Source organism: Brenneria sp. hezel4-2-4 (assembly GCF_013155275.1).
Classification (GTDB): domain Bacteria; phylum Pseudomonadota; class Gammaproteobacteria; order Enterobacterales; family Enterobacteriaceae; genus Brenneria.
The window spans coordinates 96292-123183 of sequence record NZ_JABJXS010000007.1 but is presented as its reverse complement, the minus strand read 5'-3'; the positions used below and the strand labels follow the sequence as shown (position 1 = coordinate 123183).

The following is a 26892-nucleotide window of genomic DNA, read 5'->3' as shown; positions in this document are numbered from 1 at the left end:
TTGTGATAACGTCTCATGACAATAATCGGAACGAACTTAACCATGAAAAACTCTGCGCTGGCGCTACTCCTGCTGAGTCTGATGAGCTTCTCCTCCGCCGGCAAGGCACTGAATGAATTTGAAGCGGAAGATCTTGCCGATTTAACCGCCGTTTTCGTTTATCTGAAAAATAATTGCGGATATCAGGATTTGCCCAACGAACAAATTCGCCAGTCGCTATTGGCATTCGCCCGGCAAAATCGTTGGGATCTCAGTAATTACAATGCCTATAACATGACGGCGCTGGGGGAAGAGAGCTATCGGGATCTCAGCAAAATCGCTATCCCCACGCCGCAGAAATGCCAGTCTCTGGCTCGTAACTCACTCGGTTTGCTTGCCTACGCGAAATAATTTCTTCCTTCCTTCTGCACTGACTGAAATTTGACCGTGCAAGCGCCGCAAGAGTTAGCTATCATGGCGCGCCAATTTTCATGGCTGTTATCGCGGAGGAAGCCCTAACATGTCCCAGAAAGAAATTTGGTATGAAACCCTGCATGCCAACTTTGGCCAGTACTTTTCCATCGACCGGGTGCTATACCACGAAAAGACTGACCATCAGGATCTGATCATCTTTGAAAACGCGGCGCTCGGCCGTGTCATGGCGCTGGATGGCGTGGTGCAAACCACCGAACGTGACGAATTCATCTACCACGAAATGCTGACCCATATCCCCCTGTTGTCTCACGGGCGGGCGAAACGCGTGCTGATTATCGGCGGCGGCGACGGCGGCATACTGCGTGAAGTCAGCCGTCATGCCGGTATCGAACAAATCACCATGGTGGAAATTGATGCGGGCGTAGTGGAATTCTGCCGCCGGTACTTACCCAACCATAATGCCGGCGCCTACGACGATCCGCGTTTTCGTCTGGTCATCGACGACGGCGTGAACTTCGTTAATCAGTGTGACGAAACATTCGATGTCATCATTTCCGACTGCACCGATCCCATCGGGCCGGGCGAAAGCCTGTTCACGTCTGACTTTTATCAGGGATGCGCGCGCTGCCTGAATGAAGGCGGTATTTTCGTTGCGCAGAACGGCGTTTGTTTTCTGCAACAGGATGAGGCCGTCAACAGCCACCATAAACTCAGCCGCTACTTTAGCGATGTAACATTTTATCAGGCGGCGATCCCCACCTATTACGGCGGCATCATGACGTTTGCCTGGGCCAGCAACCATCCGTCGCTGCGTCAGATAAGCGTGGAGACATTACAACAACGCTTTAATGCGTCCGGTATCGAGTGCCGCTATTACAATCCGGCCGTTCACGTAGGTAGCTTCGCGCTGCCGCAATATTTACTGAATGCATTATCGGCCGCGCGCTGATTATCGCATCCATAAGGGGGTGACTTAAATTGCACAAGCTGAAACTACACGGCTTTAACAATCTGACCAAAAGCCTGAGTTTTTGTATCTACGATATCTGTTACACCAGAACTGCCGATGACCGTGACGGTTACATCGCTTACATTGATGAACAGTATAACGCTAACCGTTTGACCGAAATCCTGAGCGAAACCTGCTCGATTATCGGCGCCAACATTCTCAATATCGCCCGTCAGGATTACGAACCGCAAGGCGCCAGCGTGACCATTCTGGTCAGCGAAGAGCCGATGGACCCGCGCGATGTCGATAACTCCGAGCTTCCGGGCCCCTTGCCCAACTCCGTGGTCGCCCATCTGGACAAAAGCCACATTTGCGTGCACACCTATCCGGAAAGTCATCCTGAAGTCGGGCTATGCACCTTTCGCGCCGATATCGAAGTGTCGACCTGCGGCGTTATCTCGCCGCTGAAAGCGCTGAACTATTTAATCCACCAGTTGGAATCGGATATCGTCACCATTGATTATCGCGTGCGCGGCTTTACCCGCGATATCAATGGCGTAAAACACTTTATCGATCATCAGATCAACTCGATCCAGAACTTTATGTCGGCGGACATGAAATCGCTGTATCACCTGATGGATGTCAACGTTTATCAGGAAAACATGTTCCACACCAAGATGTTGCTGAAAGATTTCGACCTTAAGCATTACCTGTTCAACGTCGATCCCAGCACATTAAGCGCCGAGGAACGTAAACGAATCACCGATTTGCTGTATCACGAAATGCAGGAGATCTATTACGGCAGAAACCTGCCCGTACTCTAATGTTCAACCAAGGGAGCCTGGCTCCCTTTCACCTCATCAACGGCAACCACCTGAACTGAATAAAACGCCGCCAGAAACGGCGTTGATTATTCCGTTGTTGAAAGAAAATTTTTTCCTTGATTTTTATTTTTCCCTTGCGCCGTCTGGCTTACATCCCTGCTGGATAAATTTCAGCGTAATTCCTATATATTGTATGGTTGAAATTTAAAACACCTACATCTAGTATCTAATTCGTAACCGCATCGCAAATGATGGTTGCTCCATGGATCGGTACGGGCGCTAACGCCCACAGAAACAGCCGCTCCGACACATGACTCTTACATTAAAAGGTAAATACGAATCATGCGTATTACTATTTTCACCAAGCCGGACTGTGTTCAATGTAATGCAACATGCCGCGCACTGGATAAGCAGGGCATTCATTATCAACTGGTGGACTTAACGGAAGATGAGCAGGCGTTAGCGCAGGTAAGAGCGTTGGGTTATCAGCAAGTACCGGTGGTGATGACCGCTGACGATCACTGGAGCGGCTTTCGCCCGGATAAAATCAGCACGCTACAGCAATCTCAACGGTTGCAGTAAGGGGGCGCGATGAACCCGCTGGTTTACTTTTCCAGCCAGTCGGAGAACACCCACCGCTTCGTTGCCAGGGTCGGGTTGCCCGCCCTGCGTATTCCGATAGCGATTGAACAGCCCGGACTGAAAATGGATCGTCCCTATATTCTGGTGGTTCCCAGCTATGGAGGGGGAAGCGCCAAAGGTTCGGTGCCCCGTCAGGTGATCCTGTTTCTGAACGATCGACAAAACCGCGACTACCTGCGCGGCGTCATCGCCGCGGGCAATACCAATTTTGGGGCCGCTTACGGCCTCGCCGGCGACATCATCGCGCAAAAGTGTCAGGTGCCTTATCTGTATCGCTTCGAACTGCTGGGTACGGCAGAAGACGTTGCAAACGTGCGAAAGGGAGTAACTGAATTTTGGCAACAACAGAACCCGTGATCACCAAACCAGCCGCCACGGAGCTGGATTACCATGCGCTGAATGCCATGCTGAACCTTTACGACGCCGAGGGTCACATTCAGTTCGAGCAGGACAAGCTGGCGGCGCGGCGCTATTTCTTACAGCACGTCAATCAGAATACGGTGTTCTTCCATAACCTGGAAGAAAAGCTGCGCTATCTGGTTGAAGAGAACTATTACGAAGCCGAGGTGCTGGATCAGTACGCCTTCAGCTTTATCAAAAGTCTTTTTCAACAGGCCTACAGCCATAAATTCCGTTTCCAGACCTTTCTTGGCGCGTTCAAATACTACACCGGCTATACGCTCAAAACCTTTGACGGCAAGCGCTATCTGGAACGCTACGAAGATCGCGTCTGCATGGTGGCGCTCACGTTGGCGGCCGGTAACACCGAGCTTGCCGGCGCGCTGGTGGAGGAAATCATTAGCGGCCGTTTTCAGCCTGCCACGCCCACCTTTCTCAACTGCGGAAAAAAACAGCGCGGCGAACTGGTCTCCTGCTTCCTGCTGCGTATTGAAGACAACATGGAATCGATTGGACGCGCGATTAACTCCGCGTTACAACTCTCCAAACGCGGCGGCGGCGTGGCCTTCATGCTTACCAATATCCGCGAAACCGGCGCGCCGATAAAAAGAATAGAGAACCAGTCATCCGGCATCATCCCGGTGATGAAAATGCTGGAAGACGCCTTTTCCTACGCTAATCAGTTGGGCGCGCGTCAAGGCGCCGGCGCGGTATACCTCAACGCCCACCACCCCGACATTCTGCGCTTCCTCGATACCAAGCGGGAAAATGCCGATGAGAAAATCCGCATTAAAACGTTGTCGCTTGGCGTGGTCATCCCGGACATCACTTTCCAACTGGCGAAAAACAATCAGGTGATGTACCTGTTTTCGCCCTACGACGTCGAGCAGGTGTATGGCGTTCCGCTGTCGGAAATCAGCGTCAGCGAAAAATACCATGAGATGGTCAACGACAAACGGATCCGTAAATCGCAGATCAAGGCGCGGGAGTTCTTTCAGATCCTGGCCGAGATCCAGTTTGAGTCCGGCTATCCCTATATGATGTTCGAGGACACGGTCAATCGCGCCAATCCGATTCAGGGCCGCATCAATATGAGCAACCTGTGCTCCGAGATTTTGCAGGTCAATGACGCAAGCCTGTACGACGAAGATCTCGGTTATCGCCACATTGGTAAAGACATCTCCTGCAACCTCGGCTCCCTGAATATCGCTAAGGCGATGTCGTCGCCAGACTTCGGCCTCACGGTTGAAATGGCGATCCGGGCGCTGTCCGCCGTCTCCGATATGAGCCACATCCGCTCCGTGCCATCGATAGAAAAAGGCAACGATGAATCCCACGCTATCGGCCTCGGGCAGATGAATCTGCATGGCTATCTGGCCCGCGAGAGAATATTTTACGGTTCAGAGGAAGCGATCGACTTCACCAATATCTATTTTTACACCGTTGCCTACCATGCGCTACGCGCCTCAAATCAGCTGGCGATAGAGCGCGGACGGCGTTTTAAAGGATTCGAAAATTCTAAATACGCCTCCGGCGAGTACTTCGATAAATACGTGGAACAACGCTGGCAACCCGCTACGGAACGGGTGCGTGAACTGTTCGAACAAGCGGGGATAACCATTCCCGACCAGCAGGACTGGGCAACGCTGCGCGACGCCGTTATGACGCATGGTATTTATAACCAGAACTTGCAGGCAGTGCCCCCGACCGGCTCGATTTCCTATATCAATCACTCCACATCAAGCATCCACCCGATCGTGTCGAGGATTGAAATCCGCAAAGAGGGCAAGATTGGCCGGGTCTACTACCCTGCCCCCTACATGACCAATGACAATCTGGAATATTACCAGGACGCCTATGACATCGGCCCGCAGAAGATTATTGATACCTACGCGGCGGCAACCCAGCATGTCGACCAGGGATTGTCGCTGACGCTGTTCTTCCGTGATACCGCCACCACGCGGGATATCAATAAAGCGCAAATCTATGCGTGGACCAAAGGCATCAAAACCATTTACTACATTCGCATACGGCAGATGGCATTGGAAGGTACCGAGGTTCAGGGCTGCGTGTCCTGCGCTTTGTAAGCTATCGCTGAAGGAAATCTGATTATGACATCGCTAACGCGCGTACAGGCCATCAACTGGAACAAAATTGAAGACGACAAAGATCTGGAGGTCTGGAACCGGCTTACCTCGAATTTCTGGCTGCCGGAAAAAGTCCCGTTATCCAATGACATCCCCTCCTGGGGAACGTTAAACGCGCATGAACGCCAGCTGACAATCCGGGTGTTTACCGGACTGACGCTGCTGGATACGATTCAGAACACCCTGGGCGCACCGACGCTGATGCCCGATGCCGTCACCCCCCACGAGGAAGCGGTGCTATCCAACATCAGCTTTATGGAAGCGGTGCATGCCCGCTCTTACAGTTCCATCTTTTCCACCCTGTGTCTGACCAGTGAAGTAGACGATGCCTATCGCTGGAGCGAAGAAAATCCGGCCTTGCAGAAAAAAGCCGCCATCATTCTGAGCCACTACCGCAGCGACGATCCGTTGATGAAAAAGGTCGCCAGCGTGTTTCTGGAGTCCTTCCTGTTCTATTCCGGCTTTTATCTGCCCATGTACTGGTCAAGCCGGGCCAAACTGACCAACACCGCCGATTTGATCCGGCTGATTATTCGCGATGAAGCGGTGCACGGTTATTATATTGGTTATAAATTCCAGCAAGGTCTGGCCAAAGCGGATACGGCCCGCCAGCAACAGGTGAAAAACTTCGCTTACGATCTGCTACAGGATTTGTATGACAATGAAGTGCTGTATACCCAGGAGCTGTATGACGGCGTCGGCTGGACGGAGGATGTGAAGAAATTCCTGCACTATAACGCCAACAAAGCGCTGATGAATCTGGGCTATGAAGCGTTATTCCCCGCCAGCATGACGGACGTCAATCCGGCGATTCTTTCCGCCCTTTCGCCCAATGCGGACGAGAATCACGACTTCTTCTCCGGTTCCGGATCGTCGTACGTCATTGGCAAAGCGGTCAACACCGAAGATGAGGACTGGGATTTCTAGTTCCGGGAATTATGGGGCGTTCGCCTCATAATTTCCCCCTCAGGCGCAATATTCTCCAATTCATGATAGAAAACAAATCATTGTAAAAATCCGTTATTCTCACGAAAAAAAAATATATCGACTTAGCTTCGATAATTCATTTCATCTGTTTTCAGAAAAAAATAAATGAAAAAAGCACAAATTAAATTTATTTAAATTTGAAAAGAAGAGTTCCAACACCTACCATAATAGCCACGCCGATAAAGTCTTAGAAGTATATAGGATTTCAAAAAAAATAATTAGCAGTGAATCATTCACTATTCATCACTATAAAAATCACACTAATAAAACGCCGTCATTCTTCTCTAGGGCATTAATAATACCCTGTATATTTAATTTGGTTGCGTATTTGACACCGGGAACTTCAAACCTGTAATTTATAATAACGGAGTGTTATAATGGATAATTGTGTCTATATAAACAAAACATCCTCATTTATGCCGGGCGAACCGGTTGATAATAACTCAATTGAAAAGGTATTGGGATATATTGGCGGAGCGCCGTCCAGAGCAAAAAAAATTGTATTACGCAGTAATGGTATTAAAACACGTTATTACGTTTTAGACCCAGAAACAGGGGAGCCTCGTTATACCAATGCGCAACTCACGGCGGAAGCGATAAAAGGCCTATTTGACGACGATTTCTCCCCGGAAGATATTGAATGCCTTGCCACAGGCACCAGCATGCCCGACCAACTGATGCCTAACCACGGCGTGATGGTGCACGGAGAACTGGGTAATCCTTCTTGCGAAGTGGTTTCCACAGCGGGGATCTGCGTAGCGGGCGTTACCGCATTAAAATACGGATGGCTGTCGGTGCTTTCCGGCGCCTCCCGCAATGCCGTCACCACCGCATCTGAAATCGCCTCAACGGTAATGCACGCGCGTAACTTTATCAATGAAAATCAGGCGAAAGTCGAAGCACTAGAAAAACACCCTGAAATCGCCTTTGAAAAAGATTTCCTGCGTTGGATGTTGTCAGACGGCGCGGGCGCCATCTTGCTGGAAAACCAACCACGTCCAAATGGTTCCTCGCTGCGTATCGACTGGATTGATATCTATTCTTACGCTAATGAGTTGGAAACCTGTATGTATTCCGGAGCGGAAAAAGATGAAAACGGCACGCTGATTGGCTGGATGCGTTTCCCGGTCAAAGATTGGGGAGATCGTTCTATTTTTTCCGTAAAACAAGATGTTAGATTACTGAATGAGAATATCGTCGATATTGCTTTGGGAAAACCGCTGCTTAAAACTATTGAGCGCCGGAGAATTTCGGCAGACAATATTGATTGGTTCCTGCCTCATATGTCATCAAATTATTTCCGCCAACCGATTGCCGAATGTATGGAAAAAAATAGTTTTAATATTCCACAGGAGCGCTGGTTCACCAATCTGACCACCAAAGGTAATGTCGGTTCTGCTTCTATTTATATTATGCTGGACGAACTGATTAAATCCAATGAGCTGAAAAGCGGACAGAAAATTCTTTGCTTTATTCCGGAAAGCGGACGCTTTAATGGTTCATTTATGCACCTCACGGTAATGTAAATCCTTTTCCACAACCCTATTGGCGACAAAACAGAAGGCGTATTATCGTTTAATGCGCCTCCCGCCATTCACGTGGAGTAAAAAATTTCCAGGCGAAATTGCGTTATGGTGGTACGCAGGGATGCGCACCATAAAAAATATTCTCTTTTCGTAGCGTGAGCCATTTCGCGTCGGATACCCGGCTATGCCGGAGATATCATAAAGAGGAAAAGAAACCGTATGCCTTTCGGCGATACGGTTTCATTATCGTAAGTCCTGCCACACTTATGCTGAGCGGTCTTCTTTTCTGGGGTACAGCATCATGAACGCGATAAAAGTCATCGGTATCGATCTGGCTAAATCTGTCTTTCAGGTATGTGTCTGGATCAGCGAAAATCGAGGTTTTATTTCCATGCGCCGTGAGCCGTCAGTAGTAGCTTGCGCCGATTCCGGCTGTCATCGGAGATCAAATCTACAAGCACTTTGGCAACCGTTGCAAAAGTCAGCATGGGGTTTCCCGGAACATGGCGAACATCGTCCAGCGGCAGCAGGTCCCAAGCCGAATCAACGGGTCCGTTTTTCAGTGAAACCGGATAGACCGCCGTCCAGTTCGCCCGGCAATCGGAGAGCGCCCGTTCGGCGATGGCCTTGTCGGCAAACAGGCTGCCGCCGAACAGGGTATGGAACACGAACCTGGGGATAAATGCCCCTTTGGCTCGCGTTTCGCCCACCCCAAAGGACGACAGCAACACGAAACGTCTGACACCCGCTGCATTGATAGCAGCAATGACCTTGGGCAGCGTCCTTTGTTGAAAATCCGTCTTCCGGAACACCGATCTGACGCTGGTGCGGACGCCAAGGCAATAGACCACGGCTTCGGCGCCCTCGAACGCCCCCCGCATTGCGGCGACGTCCTCGACCGAACCGTCCATCACCGTAAGTCCGGCACGGGGCTGCACGGCTCGGGGATTACGGACATAGGCCACGACTTCATATCCCGCGGCCAGCGCCTCACTCACAGCGTATCCGCCCGTTGTGCCGGTTGCGCCCAGAACCACAATTCGCATCGTCATCCCCTATTTGGATAAGATTACGTAACGAACAGAGTTGTACACTCTTGCGAATATCAGAAACTACCATGGTATCGTTACGAACAAAAGTTTTGTAGCTAACCAAAGGATGTTGTTATGAGAATCGGTGTTGGCGGTGCCAACGGCCAACTCGGCCAGGCAGTGTTGAAAGAATGGGCCGAGAGGGCAATCATCGCCCTTTTGCAGACGCCGGAAAAAGCGCCGGCAGGTGTGCAAGAGCGTTTCACGGGCTACAAACAATAGGACACTGAAATGAAAAGACTACCGGTTCTCTCTGGCATCGCCGCCTTGACGCTGGCGACCGACCATCGCACTCTTCGTCGTATACGACCGCACACCGCCTGTGTCGCCGCCAGCGCAGGCCTCATCCGTACCGTTGAGCGAACTGTGCCAACCCGCAGCGCTGCAAACGCTCGTGTCCGGGCTGCGCACGAAAGTCGATGTCCGGCGATTGCCGGACGAGGCTCAGTCCGGGCCTTTCCTCACCACCGGCGTCAAGTTTACCCCGGCCACGAACGACATGCCGGCCTATTGCCAGATCACGGGCACCTTCGTCACCAACGAGGCCACGGGAAAGACGGCTCACTTCCTCGCAACGCTGCCTGAAAACTGGAACCGCAAGTACCTGCAGATCGGCTGCGGCGGACATTGCGGCACATTCTCAGTCAGCAACGCCACCTGGCCGACGATCTCTATCAGCGTGCAGGGCAAGCCGACCGACGTCTTGCGAAAGGGCTATGCCTCTTTCGCGACGGACGAGGGACACTACGGCTTCACCCAGGGCAAATGGGCCGTTAAGAGCGATGGGGAGATCGACCAGGACGCGCTGGATGACTTCCTCTATCGCGCCCACAAGGTTCTGGCCGGCATGGGCAAACAATTCACCACCGCGTTCTATGGACGGGTCTCCGGCCAGTCGTAGGAGATCGCCTATTCCTACTTCTGCGGATGCTCGGGTGGCGGCCGCGACACGCTGGTTGCAGCGTCTCACTTTCCGGAGGAATTCGACGGCTTCGTCGCCGGATCGGCATACGTCAACCTGGCGACCAAGGCTTTTCAGGGCGTCGGCCTGTCGCTGGCCTCCATCCGCTCCCCCGATGCCCTGGTATCTCCCGCGCTGCTGAAAAAGCCGGCTCCCATTATCAATCAGAAATGCGATGCGATAGACGGCGTCAAGGACGGCCTCATCCAGAATCCGATGGCGTGCGATTTCCGTGCCGCCGTGGATCTGCCGCGCTGCAAGGAAGGAACGCCTGGCGACACCTGCTTCACCGACGTCCAGATCGGGACCGTCAGTACGCTTCTCACCGCGGTCACCGATGAGAACGGCCATGTCGTTCAACCCGGTTTTTCGCTCAGCGATGTCCAGGGCACCCTGCTTCTGCCACCGGAAAACCCCGGCCAGCCCAACCCCTGGCCGGATGCGGGCAACCCCGCCACTGGCAATAGCGGCGGCATGGCATTGCTGGGGGACGCGGTACTGCGCATTTTTACCCACCGTAACGATCCGGACTTCCGCTCCAGTTCGGTCGTCGCTTTCGGCAACGGCGGCAGTGGCGCAGTCACCCTCGGCCAGAGCGGCATCCAGTCCGGTGTCCTACAGTAGCCGCACTCCTCTGTCGCCTTTAGTATTACCTCGACAACATCAACAACGGAGGAACAGCGATGAAAAAATCATCTGACAGCGATACCCTTATCAACATCAATAGCATTGAGAAAGTTGCCGCGCGTCGTGCTCAACTGCGCACAATGCTGGGGATTGACACAGGAAGAATGGACACGCTACGAACAACTCAAACACGGCGAATGCGGTATCGGGTCTGGGGCTTTGTTCTGGAGTTAAACCGCTTTCCGTCATAAACAATTCAATATGAGTATACCGGAATACCCTCTTCGGGCGATCTACTCATTATCTTTGTCTTGCCCGGCATGCCGGTGGAAACATAGGGACGAAAAAAAACCGCAACTCACTGATGAGTTGCGGTTTCTTAACTCATAGGATGTATAAAAACATCCAAAGATAATAAGTGGCGGAACGGACGGAAATCGACCTTATCATCTATATATATGATAAGTAACAAAACTCATTACCATTCATAATCGCTGTAGGCCATATTGTAGGTCATTTTGAAAATGTTCTGCAAGCAAGGATAGCTTCTCATCTGCTTATCTACCGGTCGGATACCAAACTATCGGACAGTCAAAAACCAGCACAATCCCCCAACAAATACAAAAAAACAAAATATAATCATACATAAAATACAAAATTAATATTTTTTACCTACCGTTATTATTGCACTACCCGTTACTATGAAATAGTTATCGGGATGTTAGTCAATTCCCGCCGATAGCTACCAACGTTGCACAGCAATTTAGTGCAGTTGCACTACAATAAACATTATAAAATTTGTGGCAATCCGCACATAATCCGAATTCATACACACCAAACTTACATAATTAATTGTTTTTTTAACACATTACATCTACCCATCAGAAACAGAATAATTGGCGTAGTTTTTGCTTATACCATGCTATATGAAAGCGTACGCTGATAGCGGTGTACACACCATTTCTCAAAAAGTGTTGTGGAGGACAGAATATGTCCATCGTGTATTCAACTGAGAACATGGCTGACAAGCAGCGTTTTGAATACTGGACAGAGGTCGTTTGTCGTCATTGCCTCAAGGCAACGAATCGGCCGGTATCCAAGAGCGGCTTTCTGGCATACATGCAATTCCGGGCAATCAAGTCCCTTTCGCTTGCTACGCTCAATGCACCGGCACATCACTGGAAACGGGGGGCACAAGAGCTACGTAGCGGCCCCAATGACGATCTTTGGCTTGGACTGGTGCAGCGGGGGCAGGCTTGGTTCGAACAAAGTGGCCGGCAGGCCGTACTGCCAGCGGGCAGTATGGTACTGTATGATTCAGCCAAAGAATTCACTTTCAACATCGACTCGCAAGCGCTGCATATCTTGCGTATTCCCCGCCCGTTGTTAATGCGGCGCATCCCTAACGTAGAGAAATTCACCGCCATCTCGCTGGATGCCAGCCGGCCAGGCATGACGCCGCTGCGGGAGATGCTGTTGCAAGCCAGTTCAAATTCCCTTCTGATGACCCATGACGACATGGCTATCAGGTATTTCGACATGATGTTGGACATGTTGGTCTTTAGTCTGCAAGTCGCGGATAACGATAACGCGAGCGACCGCTATTACAACCTGTATGAAAAAATCGTGCAATATATCCGCGACCATTTACAGGATGACGCTCTGTCGTTGGATATGATCGCGAAAGCGCACTACGTATCCCCCCGCACCGTGGTGCGGGCGTTCTCCGCCCGGCAAAAAACGCCCATGGCCATGGTATGGCAAGAACGGCTATTGGCCTGTCGCCATGCGCTGCAGGATAAACGCGCGCGCAGCGTATCTCAGATAGCCATGGAGTACGGTTTCAAGGATCTCTCCCACTTCAGCCGGGCGTTCCGCCAAGCATTCGGTTATGCGCCAAGTTCATTGTTGAAACAGGAAATCGTCCAGTCCTGAGTCTTATCGCCCCGCCTCTGAGCGACAGCGACCTGTACAGGCGCTGTCGTTTTTTTTATTCCGCCTACGCGAAACTCAACGAGATATACGATCTTTTTCACCGGATTTCTTCCCCCTGGGCAAACTGTCCTTTTGAGTACATCCCTTGTCCATTTGAGCCATGGCGGTAATAGCACTCTCGGGTTAAAAGTGTCAATCAGGAGCGGAATCAATTTTCTACTCCGCCATTGATGGCGTCGGTGCCTTCATCTACAGGCAGGCAAGACGAAAGAAATAACCACATCTTATGGTCTGAAATCACTAACAGGCCGCAGTCATTATTCCGTTTTAAACGTGGGGGTTAATCATGAAATCAGTCAAAGGTAATCGTTTGCAATATCCTAACCGCGATCCTGAGACGATGAAAAGAGGAGGTCTCAGCGCGATGATGCGATCTACTCGCTGGCGCCGACGGTATGTTATTCCTTTGGCTGCAATCTTATTTTTTCAATCCGCCCAGGCGGTGGATTTGGATTCGCTGGATTTAGTTCCTGCACCAGTGGGCACCGACGCTTTTCTTTCCTATTTCACCTATGCCCATCGCGACACTTATAAACCCGTCGGCGGCAATTATATTAAAGATGATACTCGGCTGAATTCAATGATTGGTATTTTCCGTTATGTCCATTATATGGACGTCGGCGGATTTACCCTGGCGCCCCAAGTATTATTACCCTATGGACGACTCTATGATGGCAAGCTGGCCGGCACGGAACTGAGTTCAACATCAGGGCTGGGCGATCCGATCCTCACCGCGCCCCTTTGGCTGATCAATAATTCAACTTCCGGAACCACTTTCGCCATTGTGCCTTATCTCTATCTCCCTATGGGCAATTACGATGCCGGGGAGACGCTGAACATAGGCGAAAACCGCTGGAAGTTTGATTTTCAGGTGGGCGGAACCCAGCGGCTTGGCGATAACTTTATCGCACAGGCATCATTCGATACCACCTGGTATGGCGACAATGACGACGCCGTCAGCCGGGGTGACGGCACGCTTTCACAGGACAACAGCTATCAGGCGCAATTATGGCTGTCCTATATTCCTCCTCAGGACAAAACCTGGACCTTCGCCGTCGGTTACGCCAAAAACTGGGGCGGTACCCAATATCTGGACGGTTCAGCGAACGGCGCCGCCACACGCTCACAGCAGGTGCGTTTGCAAACGGCGAAATTTGTGCGGCCCGATTTGCAGGTGCAGTGGCTGGTTCAGCGCGACATCAGCGTAGACGGCGGGTTCCAGACCGATTTCAGCACCACGCTGCGTATTATGAAACTGTTTTAATCTCTACCGGGTCGACGGACCCGGAACGTTCAATTCCAAGTACCGTACACAGTCGCGTTACACCAGGGTAATGCCCTCCCGAACAACGAATCGGGGTACGGTTGTCCTTTTTAGCAAAACAGATGTCCCGGTGAAACAAGCATCCCGAATCGTCTGCCTACATAGTATTAACCAGGTCGGGGAGCGGCCGCGTGCGCCGGCGGCGACCGGTCATACCTGTCCGCTCTCTTCGGTAAGCTGACTATTGAACATCAATCAGGAGCCCTTATGGAATCCGCAATCGACAAACATTTGAAATGCCCCCGGACACTGTCCCGCCGTGTTCATGATGACTATCAGCCGCCGTTTCCCATGTTCGCGGGCCGTGCCGATGAAAGCCTCACACAGGTGGTCATGGCCTATCTCGGCGTGCAGTTCCTTGAAGAGCAGCGTGATGCGGCCCTGAAGGCCATGCGCCACATCGTCTCAAGTTTTAGCGTCGACGACGGCCCGGGGAATCACGATATGACCTACCATGTCGACGCTCAGGGCTATGGCAATTTCATCGTCGTCGGCTACTGGCGCGATCCGGCGGCATACTGCCGCTGGCTGCGTTCGCCGTCGATCGCCGACTGGTGGGCCGATGACGCACGGCTGAACGAAGGGCTGGGCTATTTCCGCGAGATCATCGCCCCGCGCGCCGACCAGTTCGAAACCCTGTATGCATTCAAAGAAGATCTGCCAGGCGTCGGCGCCATCATGGATAACATCAGCGACGAAGTGCAGGAGCACGGCTATTGGGGCTCGGTGCGCGATCGTATCCCGCTCTCGCAAACCGACTGGCTGCAACCTTCGAGCGAGTTGCGCCTCCTGTCCGGCGATCCCGCCAAAGGCGGCCGCGTTGTGGTGCAGGGCCATGACAATATCGCGCTGATCCGTTCCGGACAGGACTGGGTCGACGCCGGAGAAGAAGAACGCGAGCTGTACTTTAAGCAGATGCTGCCCCCCCTGCAGGACGGCATGGATTTTCTTCGCGACGAGGGTCAGGCGCTGGGCTGCTACAGCAACCGTTTCGTGCGCAACATCGATCTGGACGGCAATCTGCTGGATATCGCCTACGATATCGGCTACTGGCGCTCGCTCGACAAGCTGGAGCGATGGGCGGAATCCCACCCTACCCACCTGCGCATATTCACCACATTTTTCCGCGTCGTCACCGGACTGCAAAAACTACGGCTCTATCACGAAGTTTCCGTCTCCGATGCGCGCCACCAAATGTTCGAATACATCAACTGTCATGCACAAACCGGGATGATGCGCGATGCGCAATCTGAGAACTGATCACCCCTTTTTCAATCTACCCCTAGGGCGGATTCGTCGAACTATTGATGAAGCGCCGCATTCATGAAGGAAATAACATGGCTATTGAACGCCCCACGCCCGAACAACTGCAAGAGATCGCCGACCGCCTGCACATCCAACTGACGCCGGAACTGGCGAGTGAATACCTGGCGCTGATGCAAGCCAATTTCGACGCCTATGACCTGGTTGACGAATTGCCTGATGATATCCCCGAGACGCGTTACCCGCGCGAGGCCGGTTATCGCCCCGAGGGTGCGGAAAACCCGCTGAATGCCTGGTACTACAAAACCGAAGTGAAAGGCGCCGGCGCCGGCAAGCTGGCTGGCCGCACCGTCGCGCTCAAGGATAACGTTTCCCTGGCCGGCGTACCGATGATGAATGGCTCCACCACGCTTGAGGGGTTCGTGCCTTCTTATGACGCCACCGTCGTCACCCGTCTTCTGGATGCCGGCGCCACGATCAGCGGTAAAGCCACCTGCGAGCACTTTTGTCTTTCCGGCGGCAGCCATACTTCCCATCCGGCGCCGGTGCACAACCCCAACCGTCACGGCTACGCCGCCGGCGGCTCCTCCTCCGGCAGCGCCGCGCTGGTGGCCTCGGGTGAGGTCGACATGGCCATAGGGTGCGATCAGGGCGGTTCCATTCGCATCCCGTCGGCATTCTGCGGCACTTATGGCATGAAACCCACCCATGGTTTGGTGCCTTATACCGGTATTATGCCGATCGAGGCCACAGTGGATCATGCCGGCCCGATTACCGCCAATGTCCGCGATAACGCATTGATGCTGGAAGCGATCGCCGGCGCCGACGGGTTGGATCCGCGTCAGTATGCGCCCGCGGTGCAATCCTATACCGAGTTTCTGAACCGCGGCGTGGACGGCCTGAAGATCGGTATTGTGACCGAAGGGTTCCAGCTCGCCAATCAGGATCCGCGCGTCGCGGACAAAGTCCGAGAAGCCATTGCTCGTTTTGAACGTCTGGGTGCCACGGTCGACGAAATATCGCTCCCTGAACATACACTGGCGGGCGCGCTCTGGACGCCGATCGGCTGCGAAGGGCTGACCATGCAGATGATGCACGGGAACGGCATGGGGTTTAACTGGAAAGGTCAGTATGACGTGGCGCTGCTGGATAAACAGGCGCAATGGCGTTCCCAGGCCGAAGCGCTGTCCGCTTCGCTCAAAATCTGTATGTTCGTCGGACAGTACGGACTGGAGCGCTACAACGGCCGCTACTATGCCAAGGCACAGAACATCGCACGCAGAGCCCGTGCGGGTTATGACCGCGAGCTGGCAAACTATGATGTGTTGGTGATGCCGACCGTTCCTATCACCGCGCAACCTCTGCCTGAGAAAGACTGTTCCGTTACTCAATACATATCGCGGGCATTTGAAATGCTCGGCAATACCGCGGCACAGGACATTACCGGTCATCCGGCCTTCTCTGTTCCCTGTGGGCTGGTCGATGGTTTGCCGGTGGGGCTCATGCTGATTGGTCGTCACTATGGCGAAGGTACGCTTTACCAGGCAGCGTCGGCGTTTGAAGCGGCGGGAGACTGGCGCAAGTTCTAAAACGCGGTAGCATGGACGACGGGGTTGATTCTGCCATCCATGCCACGCCGAATTCAGCGACCCGACCGCGCGGCGCCTTTCGCACGGCCGGGTAGCAAATGCGTATGCCCGGATCCCTACTGCACCTGCCGCGGGTTACACACAAGCACTGACGCTATGGAGATATCATGCCGCATAAATTTTCTTCGCTTTTCCATGCATTGCCCTTCTCCTTCCCCCATTTCACCCGCCGCCGGCATCCCGTGCGGGGCCGCTACCGGCGGTCGCTGCTGCTGGCCTGCGCGATGGCGTCGTGCGGCGCACAGGCCACAGCCACCCAGTTTCCGCTGACGTTGCAGAACTGCGGCAGCACGCTGACCTTTCAGCGCGCGCCCACAAAAGTGGTGACCATTGGCCAGACGGGAAGCGAGATGTTGTATGCCCTGGGACTGGGCGACAAATTAGTGGGAACGTCGCTGTGGTTTAACAACGTGCTGCCGCAATACCAGGCGCAGAACGCCAAGGTTGAGCGGCTGGCCGATAACGCGCCGGGATTTGAGACCGTCATAAGCAAACGGCCGCAGTTGGTGGTCTCACAGTTTGAAATGATGGTTGGCCCGCAAGGCGTGGTGGGCAGCCGTCAGCAATTTGACGAGTTAAATATTCCCACCTACGTGATGCCCGCCGATTGCGAAGGTAAAAATAATTTGATAGGCGCCGACGGCACGCGCCAGGAAACCTTCCGCATTGAGAGTCTGTATAAAAGCATCAGCCAATTGGCGGCGATTTTCGATGTGCAGCCGCGCGGTCAACAACTGAATGACGAGCTGCAGGCCAGACTGGCCAAAGCCAGAGCCATGACGCAGCGGCAGGATCTCTCCCACACCAGCGCGCTTTTCTGGTTTTCCAGCAGCGATCTCAAGAGCGATCCGTTTGTCGCGGGCCGCAAAGGCGTGCCTGACTTCATGCTCAACACGCTGGGCGTACACAACATCGTCGAGTCTGACGAAGAGTGGCCGGCTGTCGGCTGGGAAACCATCGCCAAGGCCAACCCGACGTTTATCATCATTGCCCGGATGGATCGCCGTCGTTTCCCGGCCGATGACCACCAGAAAAAACTGGCGTTTCTGCAACACGATCCGGTCACTCGCAACATGGCGGCGGTCAAGAATAACCGCATCATTATCCTGGACGCCGAAGCGATGCATGCCAGCCTGAGAATGTTCGGCGGCCTGGAAACGATCGCTTCCGCCATCGCCAAAAACGCGGATTTGCCCAAATGACCAGAAAATGGCTGGTCAGTCTTATCGCCTGCCTGGCGCTTATCGCCGCGATATTACTGGGCGTCGCCATCGGCGAAACATCGATAAAGCTCACCGTCGTCGTACAGGCGATAGTCAATAAACTGGGGTCGGCGGGCTACATACTGGATCCCATCGACGAAGGGATTATCTGGAATTACCGCCTGCCCCGCGCCCTGGTCGCCGGGGCCTGCGGCGCGGGCCTGGCGACCTGCGGCGTGATACTGCAATCGCTCCTGCGCAATCCGCTGGCCGACCCCTATCTGCTCGGCATCTCCGCCGGCGCGTCGACCGGCGCGGTGCTGGTTGCATTATTCGGATTGGGCGCCGGCGTGCTCACCCTCTCCGGCGGGGCCTTTGTGGGCGCCATCACCGCCTTTGCGCTCGTCACTCTGCTGGCCCGGGCCGGCGGCGCCTCGGCCCCGGCGACGCAAATCATTCTGGCGGGTATCGCCGGCTCGCAACTGTTCAATGCGCTGACCGCATTTTTAATCACCAAGTCGGCCAACTCTGAACAGGCGCGCGGCATTATGTTCTGGATGCTGGGCAGCCTCAGCGGCGTTCGCTGGTCTTCGGTCTGGCTGGCGGTCCCGATATCCTTGCTGGGGCTAATCGTTTGTTTGTGGCATCGCAGGGCGTTGGATGCATTCACCTTCGGCGTTGATTCGGCCGCGGGGCTAGGCATCCCCGTCCGGCGGATACAGCTGCTGTTGATCAGCAGCGCAGCGCTGGTGACCGCCATTATGGTGTCGATCGTCGGCTCCATCGGTTTCGTCGGGCTCGTCATTCCCCACGCCGTTCGTCTGCTGTCCGGCACCCGGCATGCCCATCTGTTGCCATTAAGCGCACTAAGCGGCGCACTGTTTCTGATCGCGGCCGACATCCTTTCCCGCACGCTGATAGTCGGACAGGTGATCCCCGTCGGGGTGATCACCGCACTGGTCGGCGCGCCGGTATTTGCCCTGATCTTGCTCGATAGAAGGAGAATGCGATGACCGCCGTCCCCTCGCCACCTCAACCGGTTGTGCTCAGCTGCGCCAATCTGAGTTACCAACAAGGTGGCAATGTGTTGTTGCAGGATATCGCGCTGGCGGTACGCCATGAAGAAACGTTCGGCATCGTCGGCCCCAACGGTTCGGGTAAATCCACCTTGCTCAAGCTGCTGAGCGGTTTGCGAAAACCTGACAGCGGAACCGTCCAGCTCGGAGACAAAGACCTGCGGGATTGGCCACGCTGGAGCCGCGCCCGCCAGATTGCCATGGTCGAACAACAGGCTGACACCGAGGACGTCATCAGCGTCTTTGACGTCGTTGCGCTGGGCCGCACGCCATGGTTGTCGGCGCTGAGCCCTTGGTCCGCGCAAGAGGAGGCCATCGTGCGCCAGGCGCTGCATGATGTCGGCGCCGCCCACCTTAGCGCCCGGCGCTGGCACAGCCTGTCGGGAGGCGAGCGCCAGCGGGTGCATCTGGCCAAGGCGCTGGCCCAACGTCCACAAATTTTGCTGCTGGATGAGCCGGGCAATCATCTGGATATTCAGCATCAACTGGCCATTCTGGCGCTGGTACGCCACTTACCGGTCACCACGCTGGTGGCCCTGCACGATCTCAACCATGCCCTGCTGTGCGATCGTTTGGCGGTGCTGGATCGGGGACGGCTGATCGCGCTGGGGCCACCGCGCGAAGTTCTGACGCCGCAACTGCTGCTCAGCACATTCGGCGTTCATGCCCACTATCTGGTCGATCCGTTCGACGGCGCCGCCCTGCTGCGATTCAGGGCGCCTGCGCTATGACGGACCGACGGGCGTAACCACGGCGTCTGACGGAGACACAGGGCGTTGGCTTGCGCCGCGCGGCGAACTTGTCTCTGTCAGCCCATCCCGTGACCGGCACAGCAAAGCATGCGGAAGGTTAACGCCCTATCTTGTTCTTTATGGTCCTTTGTGGCCGTTTTCCGACTGGCCTGAGCTTGCCTGAGGGTAGACGACTTTCGACACGTTTTGGCGGGATTATCCCGCCGCTGGATGGCCATTTTCGGGGTGGTCGCCAGTCAAATCCGAATCCCGATGCGATAAGGGGGTTATATGAACGGAATACATGACGTTGGCGGGATGGACGGGATGGGCCCCGTCGGCCCGACCCAATGGGAACCGGCTTACCATGCCGAATGGGAAAAAGCCGCCTATGCGATGTTTCCTTTCGCGGCGCGCGCCGGCATGTTCGGGCTTGACGAGTTCCGCTGCCATCTTGAAAAACTGCATCCTCTCCATTACCTCACGGCCTTCTATTATGAACATTGGGTAGAAGCGACCGAGCAGATCGGCGAGAAGAAAGGTTACTGGACCCAGGAAGAACTTGAAAAGCGTACCGAATATTACCTTCATTACCCTCAGGTGCCGCTGCCGCCCAACAAAGACCCGGAGCTGGTCAACTTCGCTGAATGGGCCGTCCGCAATGGTTTTTCAACCTCGCGCCAGCTGGATTCCCAACCCAAATTCAAGGTAGGCGATCGCGTGACGGTCGATGCCAGCGTGCCGAAACACCATACTCGCCGGGCGGGCTATGTCCGTGGGCGAACCGGTGAAATCATCATGTATCACGGGGCGCACGTCTATCCGGACACCACGGGTAACGGACTGCCTGAAACTTCAGAACACCTCTATACCCTGCGTTTTACCAACGCGGAGCTGTATGGCGAAGAGGCGGCTGAGCCGAACGGCGTTGTCTGTACCGATGCCTGGGAACCCTACATCACTTTGGCTAAATAAGGAGTTGACGTTATGACACGAGTGAGTCTGGCCCACACCCAGAAAACGGAGGAAGAGATCGCCGCCCGGGTCAAGGCGATTGAATCCATCCTGATTGAAAAAGGCCTGATGTCCGAGGACGGGGTGAATAAATTCGCCGATCTTTATGAAAATGAGATCGGCCCTCATCTTGGCGCGAAGGTGGTGGCGAAAGCCTGGACCGATCCCGCCTTCAAACAGCGTCTGCTGGCTGATGCGACCAAAGCCTGTCAGGAGCTCGATGTTGGCGGACTGCAGGGCGAGCACATGATTGCGCTTGAGTGCACCGATAGCGTACACCATGTGATCGTCTGTACCCTCTGCTCCTGCTACCCCTGGCCTGTGCTCGGCATGCCGCCGAACTGGTATAAGTCCATGCCCTACCGCTCAAGGATCGTGCGGGAGCCGCGTAAAGTGCTGAGCGAGGATTTCCACTTCGAACTTCCTCCTTCGACGGAAATACGGGTGTGGGATTCCAACTCGGAGATCCGCTACTGGGTTCTGCCCTTGCGTCCGGCGAATACCGAAGGCATGACCGAAGAGCAACTGGCGGCTCTGGTGACCCGCGACTCCCTGATCGGGACGGGTCCGGCCACCGCCGTCTAACCATATCGGAGGCGTCTCATGACCCCTATCATCAGCACGGATAACAGCGAACTGGCCACGGCGTTGAATCATCGCGAGGGACAGGCCCCCTTCAATAAACCCTGGGAGCTGCGCGCCTTCGCCGTCGCCGTCGCGGCCTGCGAGGCCGGCGAGTTCGCGTGGTCGGAGTTTCAGGAAGCCCTGACGGAAACGATAAAACAGTGGGAAGCCGCCAATCCCGGTTTTACCCAAGACGACTGGCGCTATTACGAACATTTCGTCACCGCATTGGAAGTGGTGCTGGCGCGGCATGACAAACTGTCGTCAAATGGGCTGGACCATCGGGCGAAGGTGATCCTGGAAACGCCGGTTCACAAACACCATGTAGCTAAATACGATCCTATTATGATCGAGCCAGCTCTGATTTAATTCCTACGGCGGGTTTCTTTGCCTGTCTAACGTATCTGTTTATGTTGTGCTCAAGCAGACCTGACAAAATCCCACTCCTGGCAATGGATAACATTGCCAGGCGTTGATCGTTTAAATGCCCGACGTTATCCCCCCGTCGACAGCGTTCGGCCGCTCTCAGCGGATTGATATGTATTGCTGGAGCCAGCAACGGCAGTACCGTAACGTCCGACTGCACACCAGTGTACACCGGGTTTGGAAAATGCGATGAGTGGGATTGAAACGATCGAACGGAAGGCTAAGTCTGAGTGAAATATCCTGCTCTCCCCTTCCCGACGTGGGCCGTGCCTGATTTATAGTTACCGGATGAATCTTATCGAGTCGATCGCGTTTCATCCGATGGGAAATCTTTTGAGGATTAGTTATCAGCTATCGCAGACAGATTAGAAGAACAGACTTGGCGATTGACCTCTCAATGTTACATTGATGAGACGTTAGAATCGATTGTTCAAATGTTGTGGCGTTATGCGTTACCACCTCTTGAGGTGAAACAATTCTTCACCATACGCAAGTAACAAAAGACTGGGATTATTGCGTGTGACATGGTCCCGTGAACCATGCTGACTTATCTACAGGCTAGCCAGTCATATAGAGCATCAGCGAAAATCCCTGAAGAAACAGCCACACCAATGGCAAAGAACCAAAACTTGAAAGCGGATTTTACAGCATCCTTTCGATTTGAATATGTGTGTATAGTGTCGATAAACAGAATGATTACCACCACGGTTATTAATATTGTCGTAAATAGCATTGACTGGTGAACCTCTCTGCTCGATGAAAGGCAACCTTACTATAAATTGGTATTTTTCAGTTTGGAATTTATTTGAAATCTATCGTTTTTTAAATTTTTCACCCCATGTTTCGCCAGTGGAAAACGATCTTGGTAGCGAGCTCAATCTTGAAAATTTCTGTGGTGTAGCCCCCCAAAAAAACTGAGTGAATGTCAATTTTACGATAATCAATTTGGACCGCCATCGAGGTCTCGAACCCCGGCTCTTACTTCCTGTCACGAAGCAATGCTCTTGCCACGTTGAGCTAATGGCGGCTGGATTTACATTTAAATATCATGGAAATATTATCACATCATGATTTCAAAAGAAAAAAATGCCCACAGAAAAAGTAGGCAAAAAAACATACAGGTGAAGAAGAGAAAATCACTCTTGCCTGATTACCCTACTCCTATTGTTGGTAATAGATACATGTTTGATTGTTTTTTATCCACAGGTAAAGCGGGAAGCCCAGAAACGTAGACTGCGCGCTTGAAAAAGTAGGGTAGCCGACAATTTATATTCTGGGTCTGATATGACGGAGTTATGATTAGATAACCTTAACTTTAGAGTAAGCATGTATGGATACAACAAAAGAACTAAACGGCACGTAAATTTACGGGGAATCGGTGGGCTCTAGTCAAGGGGCGTTTTATTCTGGATGCTTGTTGATAAGATTTCCGACCATTTTGGTGCAAAAGATAATGAAGCAGTCTCCCATCACAACCTTATTATGCATGAAGAGGATAGCCATCATTATGAGCATTGAGCGACGTGTAATTGAACTGATTAAAAAGTATGATGGTCACATCTTTTTTGCAAAGAGATTCCTTGTAATCACTCCCGATACTGATCTAAAGCGGAACGTGAAGCTTGCCAGTGAGGATGCTATAGCTCTACTTACAGAATACGTTGAAAGTTTTGGTATCAGTACGCAAGACATAAGTTTCACTGATTATTTTCCGAATGAGAAGGGGTTATTTGAGGCATTTACACCAAAGGCACCACCAAAACCTCTAACCGTTGGTATGTTGATCGAATCCGCCAAGGAGGGCCGCTGGCTTTATGATTGATTACCAGACAAAAGACTATAAGCCTCCCGATATCGTGGGGTAACATCCCTCCCTGCCGGGGAGCTTGCGTTAACCTGCGTTCCGGGCCGCTTGCAGGGGGAATATCCGCGCTAACGTTTGAAAAACAGTCTTAGCGTGAGATATTTACCATTTTCCAAGCGGCCCTTGCTTACAGTGTTTTAATGCAAAATTATTGCGATGGCGATAAGCATCAAGATGGTGTTTTTGGCCTTTCCCCTCGCAGGTATGGGCAACATGTGAATGGCGTATTCGCCTACGTGGGAACTAGGGTGTGTCCCGTAACTGTTTTTTGTACAGATCAGCATTGTTATGACTTTGCAAAAAACACCTTTAAGCGATAAAAATCGCCCTAAAAATGCTCAGTATTCAACCAAAAATCACATTCCGGGAATGATTACTACATCACTTTTTGGTATGCAGGGAGGTTAAGGGACATACCCTAGCCTGCTTGTTGGGGCGAACGATCACCCTCTGTTGCGCCAGTAGCCAGCTCGTAGGTGGCGGCAAGCAGAAGGGAAAAAACATCCGGCGACCTGAAAACAGATGAAGGTGGTGAGCGTGTTAGAGATGCTACTTACTTGTTGATTGCTGATTTTTACAGTCCCCCTGCAGGTAACGACCACGCCGACAGTATCCATAAATAAACCATGCCGATAAGTCGGCACGGCTTAATAGTCAGACGTTCCCCCACCCGACAGCGCTGGTATCTCCGACGCACAAAGATGCCCTCAGTAGCACCACCCAGCAGGCATATCTGCAGGTAAATTCCGAGCCTCCCTAAAAACGCAAGCATTGACTACAAAGCTAAGTTCGTCACCTCCTCTCCACCATGCCGCCGACAGTGACGACGGGAACGGGCCTGAGCTTCTGCCATGTATAGCCCTCCTTGTCCGGCGGAGGCCAACTGGTCTGCTTAAGGTCCGTTTGGCATACATCCTTGACATCGGGCGAGGTGGCGGCGACATGGGCCGAGGTGACTTCGCATACCTGCCAGCCGGCGCGACTCAGTTGAGGGATGATGACAAGACTCGAGAGTGTGAAGTCCTCTGCGAGGATTGCATTTCGTCCCATGCTAGTTGCGAGAACGACGTCGCCGGACGAGCAATACAAGTACCGCCGCAGAGATGACAGCGATGACAGCGATGACGGATGCCCCAATATAGGCGTCGCGCACGCCGGCGGCAATGTTGCTTTCCCCACCAGCGCGGGTGGAGCCGACGGTCATGAGCGTGACAAGCGTCGCCGTGCCAGCTGCGCCAGCCAGTTGTTGCACGGTTGAAAAGGTCGCGCTGCCATGCGAGTAAAGCACGGCGGGGAGCGAACTGAGGGCCACAGTCATCAGAGGAGTAAAGAGAAAGGCCAAAGCGATGTGCATCACAGTGAACATAATCATCGCCGAAAGTGAGGAATCGTACTGAGCAAGCGCCAGCACGAAAGCGAACTGTGATAACGCCAGTAGAACTGCCCCGGACATGATAAGAGGACCAATACCGCCCCGATCGTACAGACTCCCGACGAGCGGTGAGAGTACCGCGAGAAGCACCCCACCAGGCAGCAGCAGCAGGCCGGTGGCAAATGGGCCGATCCCCAGCACGCTCTGCAGATAGAGAGGGAGAACAGTGAGCGTGCCGAACAAAGTCATCGCCACCAGACCGGTGACAATGATCGCCCACGAGAACTGAGGCGTCCGGAACGTGCGCAAATCCAACAGCGCAAGGTCATGATGAGCGAGATATCGTTGCCGAATGATGAATACAAGCAGGAAGGCAGCGCCAACGATAAGGGGGACCAGCGGATTAATGTGCGTCACGTCGTTCGCGGACTCACCGATGCTAACGAGCCCGAACAAGATGCCGCCAAACGCAAAAACGGAAAGAATAACCGAGAGCACATCGATACGAACGCGGCGCGTCTGGGTTACATTGCGCAAGCGGAAGATGCCAATGAGGAGCGTCGTCATAGCAATCGGCAATACTGTCCAGAACAGGAATGGCCAGTCCAATACGCTTAGCACCGCACCAGACACTGCAGGTCCGAGCGCGGGCGCTGCTGCGGTTACGATCGATATAGTGCCCATGATAGAACCCCGTCGTCGTGCTGGCACGGAGTGCATTACTGCTGTCATGAGCAAGGGCATCATAACAGCAGCGCCCGCCGCCTGCACGATACGTCCGCTCAGGAGCATGGCGAAACCTGAGGACAAGGCCGCAACTAAGGTGCCAATTGTGAATAGCGACATGGCCGTGATGAACAATTGGCGAACGGTGAAACGCTGGAGAAGGAAGCCTGAGACAGGGATCACGATCGCCATAGTGAGCAGGTATGCAGTCGTAAGCCACTGTGCTGTCGCTGCAGAGATACCGAGGTCGACAATGAGAGTTGCCAAAGCCACATTCATGATAGTCTCGTTAAGCACGACCACGAACGTCGAGACCACCAAGATCCCCAGAACAAGTTTCGTACCGGGTGCGAGACGATCACCGGAAGTACTCCCTACTTCAGCAAAGGCGCGTGGTGTCAGAATATTCCGTTCACGGTTCATTTGCTCGACACCACCACTGTTCTAGAATTATTCCACAACAAAATCAGGCCCTCAGAACGCTGCACCCAGCGGATGGGGGAAGCAATTTCTATCCAGGAGTTTCTGAATCCGCACAACGGTCCAGTTTTAGTTGACCACTTCATTTTTATCATTTTGCCCCGCGGAAATCATCATGTCTGTATAACTTTATACCAGAGAGTCACTCTACCATAGCGAACTACGCCAGCTATGCACAGAGTGTGCGACAAAGTCAACGATGACGACAGGAAGGATAAATCAGTGTGGCAGTGGCTTGGACGAAACGGACATAGTCAGTTAACCATTCGCACGGCTTCATGCTCATTGAGCAGTGAGTAAAAGCTCCGTCAATGCACATTACACAAATATTCGCTGTTATCGTCTTGCACCCGTTCCCCCATCGTTTCCGCGACCGAGACAACATCTGGCAGGTCAACCACGCAGACATAATCTCGTTTTCAAGATCCCCCCAGCCATATTACAACCCGATGCATAGCATCGGCTATGCCGCTGCTACGCGCTGACGCCCATTCCACCGGATGGGATACCATTACATTTGCCTCGTTAGCTACCAGCACAAGGGCGCAATGAACCTGATTTAAACAGTTTGCGTGTAAT

Annotated in this window: 23 protein-coding genes, 1 tRNA gene and 1 pseudogene; 22 read left to right on the top strand and 3 right to left on the bottom strand. The window is 53.3% G+C overall.

Annotated elements, in window-relative coordinates; genetic code table 11:
- The first annotated feature begins 42 nt into the window (after positions 1-42).
- The 8 genes from HOY33_RS14735 (at position 43) to HOY33_RS14700 (ending at position 7888) form a co-directional block, all read left to right on the top strand.
- Positions 43-390, top strand: coding sequence for a YacC family pilotin-like protein (locus tag HOY33_RS14735; RefSeq protein ID WP_172290902.1), 348 nt, complete (start codon positions 43-45; stop codon positions 388-390).
- Positions 391-499: 109 nt separating this feature from the next.
- A complete protein-coding gene (gene speE, locus HOY33_RS14730) occupies positions 500-1363 on the top strand; it encodes a polyamine aminopropyltransferase (protein WP_172290901.1) in 864 nt (287 codons plus the stop codon).
- A gap of 29 nt (positions 1364-1392) precedes the next feature.
- Positions 1393-2187: an adenosylmethionine decarboxylase gene (gene speD, locus HOY33_RS14725; RefSeq protein ID WP_172290900.1), complete on the top strand. Its 795-nt coding sequence runs from the start codon at positions 1393-1395 to the stop codon at positions 2185-2187.
- A gap of 342 nt (positions 2188-2529) precedes the next feature.
- Positions 2530-2769, top strand: coding sequence for a glutaredoxin-like protein NrdH (nrdH, locus tag HOY33_RS14720; RefSeq protein ID WP_172290899.1), 240 nt, complete (start codon positions 2530-2532; stop codon positions 2767-2769).
- Positions 2770-2778: 9 nt separating this feature from the next.
- Positions 2779-3186 (top strand): class Ib ribonucleoside-diphosphate reductase assembly flavoprotein NrdI, encoded by a 408-nt coding sequence (gene nrdI / locus HOY33_RS14715; protein ID WP_172290898.1) that lies wholly within the window; start codon positions 2779-2781, stop codon positions 3184-3186.
- Positions 3165-5315 carry a class 1b ribonucleoside-diphosphate reductase subunit alpha gene (gene nrdE / locus HOY33_RS14710; protein ID WP_172290897.1) on the top strand — a complete coding sequence of 717 codons (2151 nt, stop codon included), beginning with the start codon at positions 3165-3167 and terminating at the stop codon, positions 5313-5315. The genes nrdI and nrdE overlap by 22 nt, the downstream gene beginning before the upstream one ends.
- Before the next feature lie 24 nt (positions 5316-5339).
- On the top strand, positions 5340-6302 hold the full coding sequence (nrdF, locus tag HOY33_RS14705; RefSeq protein ID WP_172290896.1) for a class 1b ribonucleoside-diphosphate reductase subunit beta: 963 nt from the start codon (positions 5340-5342) through the stop codon (positions 6300-6302).
- 437 nt (positions 6303-6739) lie between these two features.
- Entirely contained in the window at positions 6740-7888 is a 1149-nt protein-coding gene (locus HOY33_RS14700) for a beta-ketoacyl-ACP synthase III (RefSeq protein WP_172290895.1), read from the top strand.
- Positions 7889-8271: 383 nt separating this feature from the next.
- Here HOY33_RS14700 and HOY33_RS14695 read toward each other — a convergent pair whose 3' ends face one another.
- Positions 8272-8934 carry an NAD(P)-dependent oxidoreductase gene (locus HOY33_RS14695; RefSeq protein ID WP_172290894.1) on the bottom strand — a complete coding sequence of 221 codons (663 nt, stop codon included), beginning with the start codon at positions 8932-8934 and terminating at the stop codon, positions 8272-8274.
- A gap of 120 nt (positions 8935-9054) precedes the next feature.
- Here HOY33_RS14695 and HOY33_RS14690 point away from each other — a divergent pair, with 120 nt between their 5' ends.
- The 13 genes and pseudogenes from HOY33_RS14690 (at position 9055) to HOY33_RS14625 (ending at position 21814) form a co-directional block, all read left to right on the top strand.
- Entirely contained in the window at positions 9055-9201 is a 147-nt protein-coding gene (locus HOY33_RS14690; protein ID WP_172290893.1) for a hypothetical protein, read from the top strand.
- Between the two features lie 277 nt (positions 9202-9478).
- Positions 9479-10564: pseudogene (locus HOY33_RS20670) on the top strand (tannase/feruloyl esterase family alpha/beta hydrolase).
- A gap of 59 nt (positions 10565-10623) precedes the next feature.
- A complete protein-coding gene (locus HOY33_RS14675) occupies positions 10624-10818 on the top strand; it encodes a hypothetical protein (protein ID WP_172290891.1) in 195 nt (64 codons plus the stop codon).
- Between the two features lie 739 nt (positions 10819-11557).
- Positions 11558-12502, top strand: coding sequence for a helix-turn-helix domain-containing protein (locus tag HOY33_RS14670; protein WP_150437366.1), 945 nt, complete (start codon positions 11558-11560; stop codon positions 12500-12502).
- 466 nt (positions 12503-12968) lie between these two features.
- On the top strand, positions 12969-13826 hold the full coding sequence (locus HOY33_RS14665; RefSeq protein ID WP_253906974.1) for a transporter: 858 nt from the start codon (positions 12969-12971) through the stop codon (positions 13824-13826).
- Positions 13827-14093: 267 nt separating this feature from the next.
- Positions 14094-15146, top strand: a complete 1053-nt coding sequence (locus tag HOY33_RS14660; protein WP_150437365.1) for a phenylacetaldoxime dehydratase family protein — start codon at positions 14094-14096, stop codon at positions 15144-15146.
- Between the two features lie 77 nt (positions 15147-15223).
- Complete coding sequence (locus tag HOY33_RS14655) at positions 15224-16738, top strand: amidase (RefSeq protein ID WP_172290890.1); 1515 nt, start codon at positions 15224-15226, stop codon at positions 16736-16738.
- A gap of 167 nt (positions 16739-16905) precedes the next feature.
- The gene (locus HOY33_RS14650; RefSeq protein WP_199378709.1) at positions 16906-18000 is read left to right on the top strand and encodes an ABC transporter substrate-binding protein; all 1095 of its coding nucleotides are present in this window, start codon (positions 16906-16908) and stop codon (positions 17998-18000) included.
- Entirely contained in the window at positions 17997-19013 is a 1017-nt protein-coding gene (locus tag HOY33_RS14645; RefSeq protein WP_172290889.1) for an iron ABC transporter permease, read from the top strand. The genes HOY33_RS14650 and HOY33_RS14645 overlap by 4 nt, the downstream gene beginning before the upstream one ends.
- A complete protein-coding gene (locus HOY33_RS14640) occupies positions 19010-19807 on the top strand; it encodes an ABC transporter ATP-binding protein (RefSeq protein ID WP_150437362.1) in 798 nt (265 codons plus the stop codon). The genes HOY33_RS14645 and HOY33_RS14640 overlap by 4 nt, the downstream gene beginning before the upstream one ends.
- Positions 19808-20098: 291 nt before the next feature.
- On the top strand, positions 20099-20782 hold the full coding sequence (nthB, locus tag HOY33_RS14635; RefSeq protein ID WP_085689560.1) for a nitrile hydratase subunit beta: 684 nt from the start codon (positions 20099-20101) through the stop codon (positions 20780-20782).
- A gap of 12 nt (positions 20783-20794) precedes the next feature.
- On the top strand, positions 20795-21406 hold the full coding sequence (gene nthA / locus HOY33_RS14630; RefSeq protein ID WP_150437361.1) for a nitrile hydratase subunit alpha: 612 nt from the start codon (positions 20795-20797) through the stop codon (positions 21404-21406).
- 18 nt (positions 21407-21424) lie between these two features.
- The gene (locus HOY33_RS14625; RefSeq protein WP_150437360.1) at positions 21425-21814 is read left to right on the top strand and encodes a nitrile hydratase accessory protein; all 390 of its coding nucleotides are present in this window, start codon (positions 21425-21427) and stop codon (positions 21812-21814) included.
- A 1003-nt stretch (positions 21815-22817) separates the two neighbouring features.
- On the opposite strand, the gene HOY33_RS14620 is transcribed toward HOY33_RS14625, so the two are convergent.
- Positions 22818-22898 (bottom strand) — tRNA-His (locus tag HOY33_RS14620).
- A 480-nt stretch (positions 22899-23378) separates the two neighbouring features.
- On the opposite strand from HOY33_RS14620, the gene HOY33_RS14615 reads away from it, so the two are divergent.
- Complete coding sequence (locus HOY33_RS14615; protein ID WP_172290888.1) at positions 23379-23693, top strand: DUF1493 family protein; 315 nt, start codon at positions 23379-23381, stop codon at positions 23691-23693.
- A 1093-nt stretch (positions 23694-24786) separates the two neighbouring features.
- On the opposite strand, the gene HOY33_RS14610 is transcribed toward HOY33_RS14615, so the two are convergent.
- Positions 24787-26256, bottom strand: a complete 1470-nt coding sequence (locus tag HOY33_RS14610) for a DHA2 family efflux MFS transporter permease subunit (protein ID WP_150437358.1) — start codon at positions 26254-26256, stop codon at positions 24787-24789.
- Positions 26257-26892: the final 636 nt, after the last annotated feature.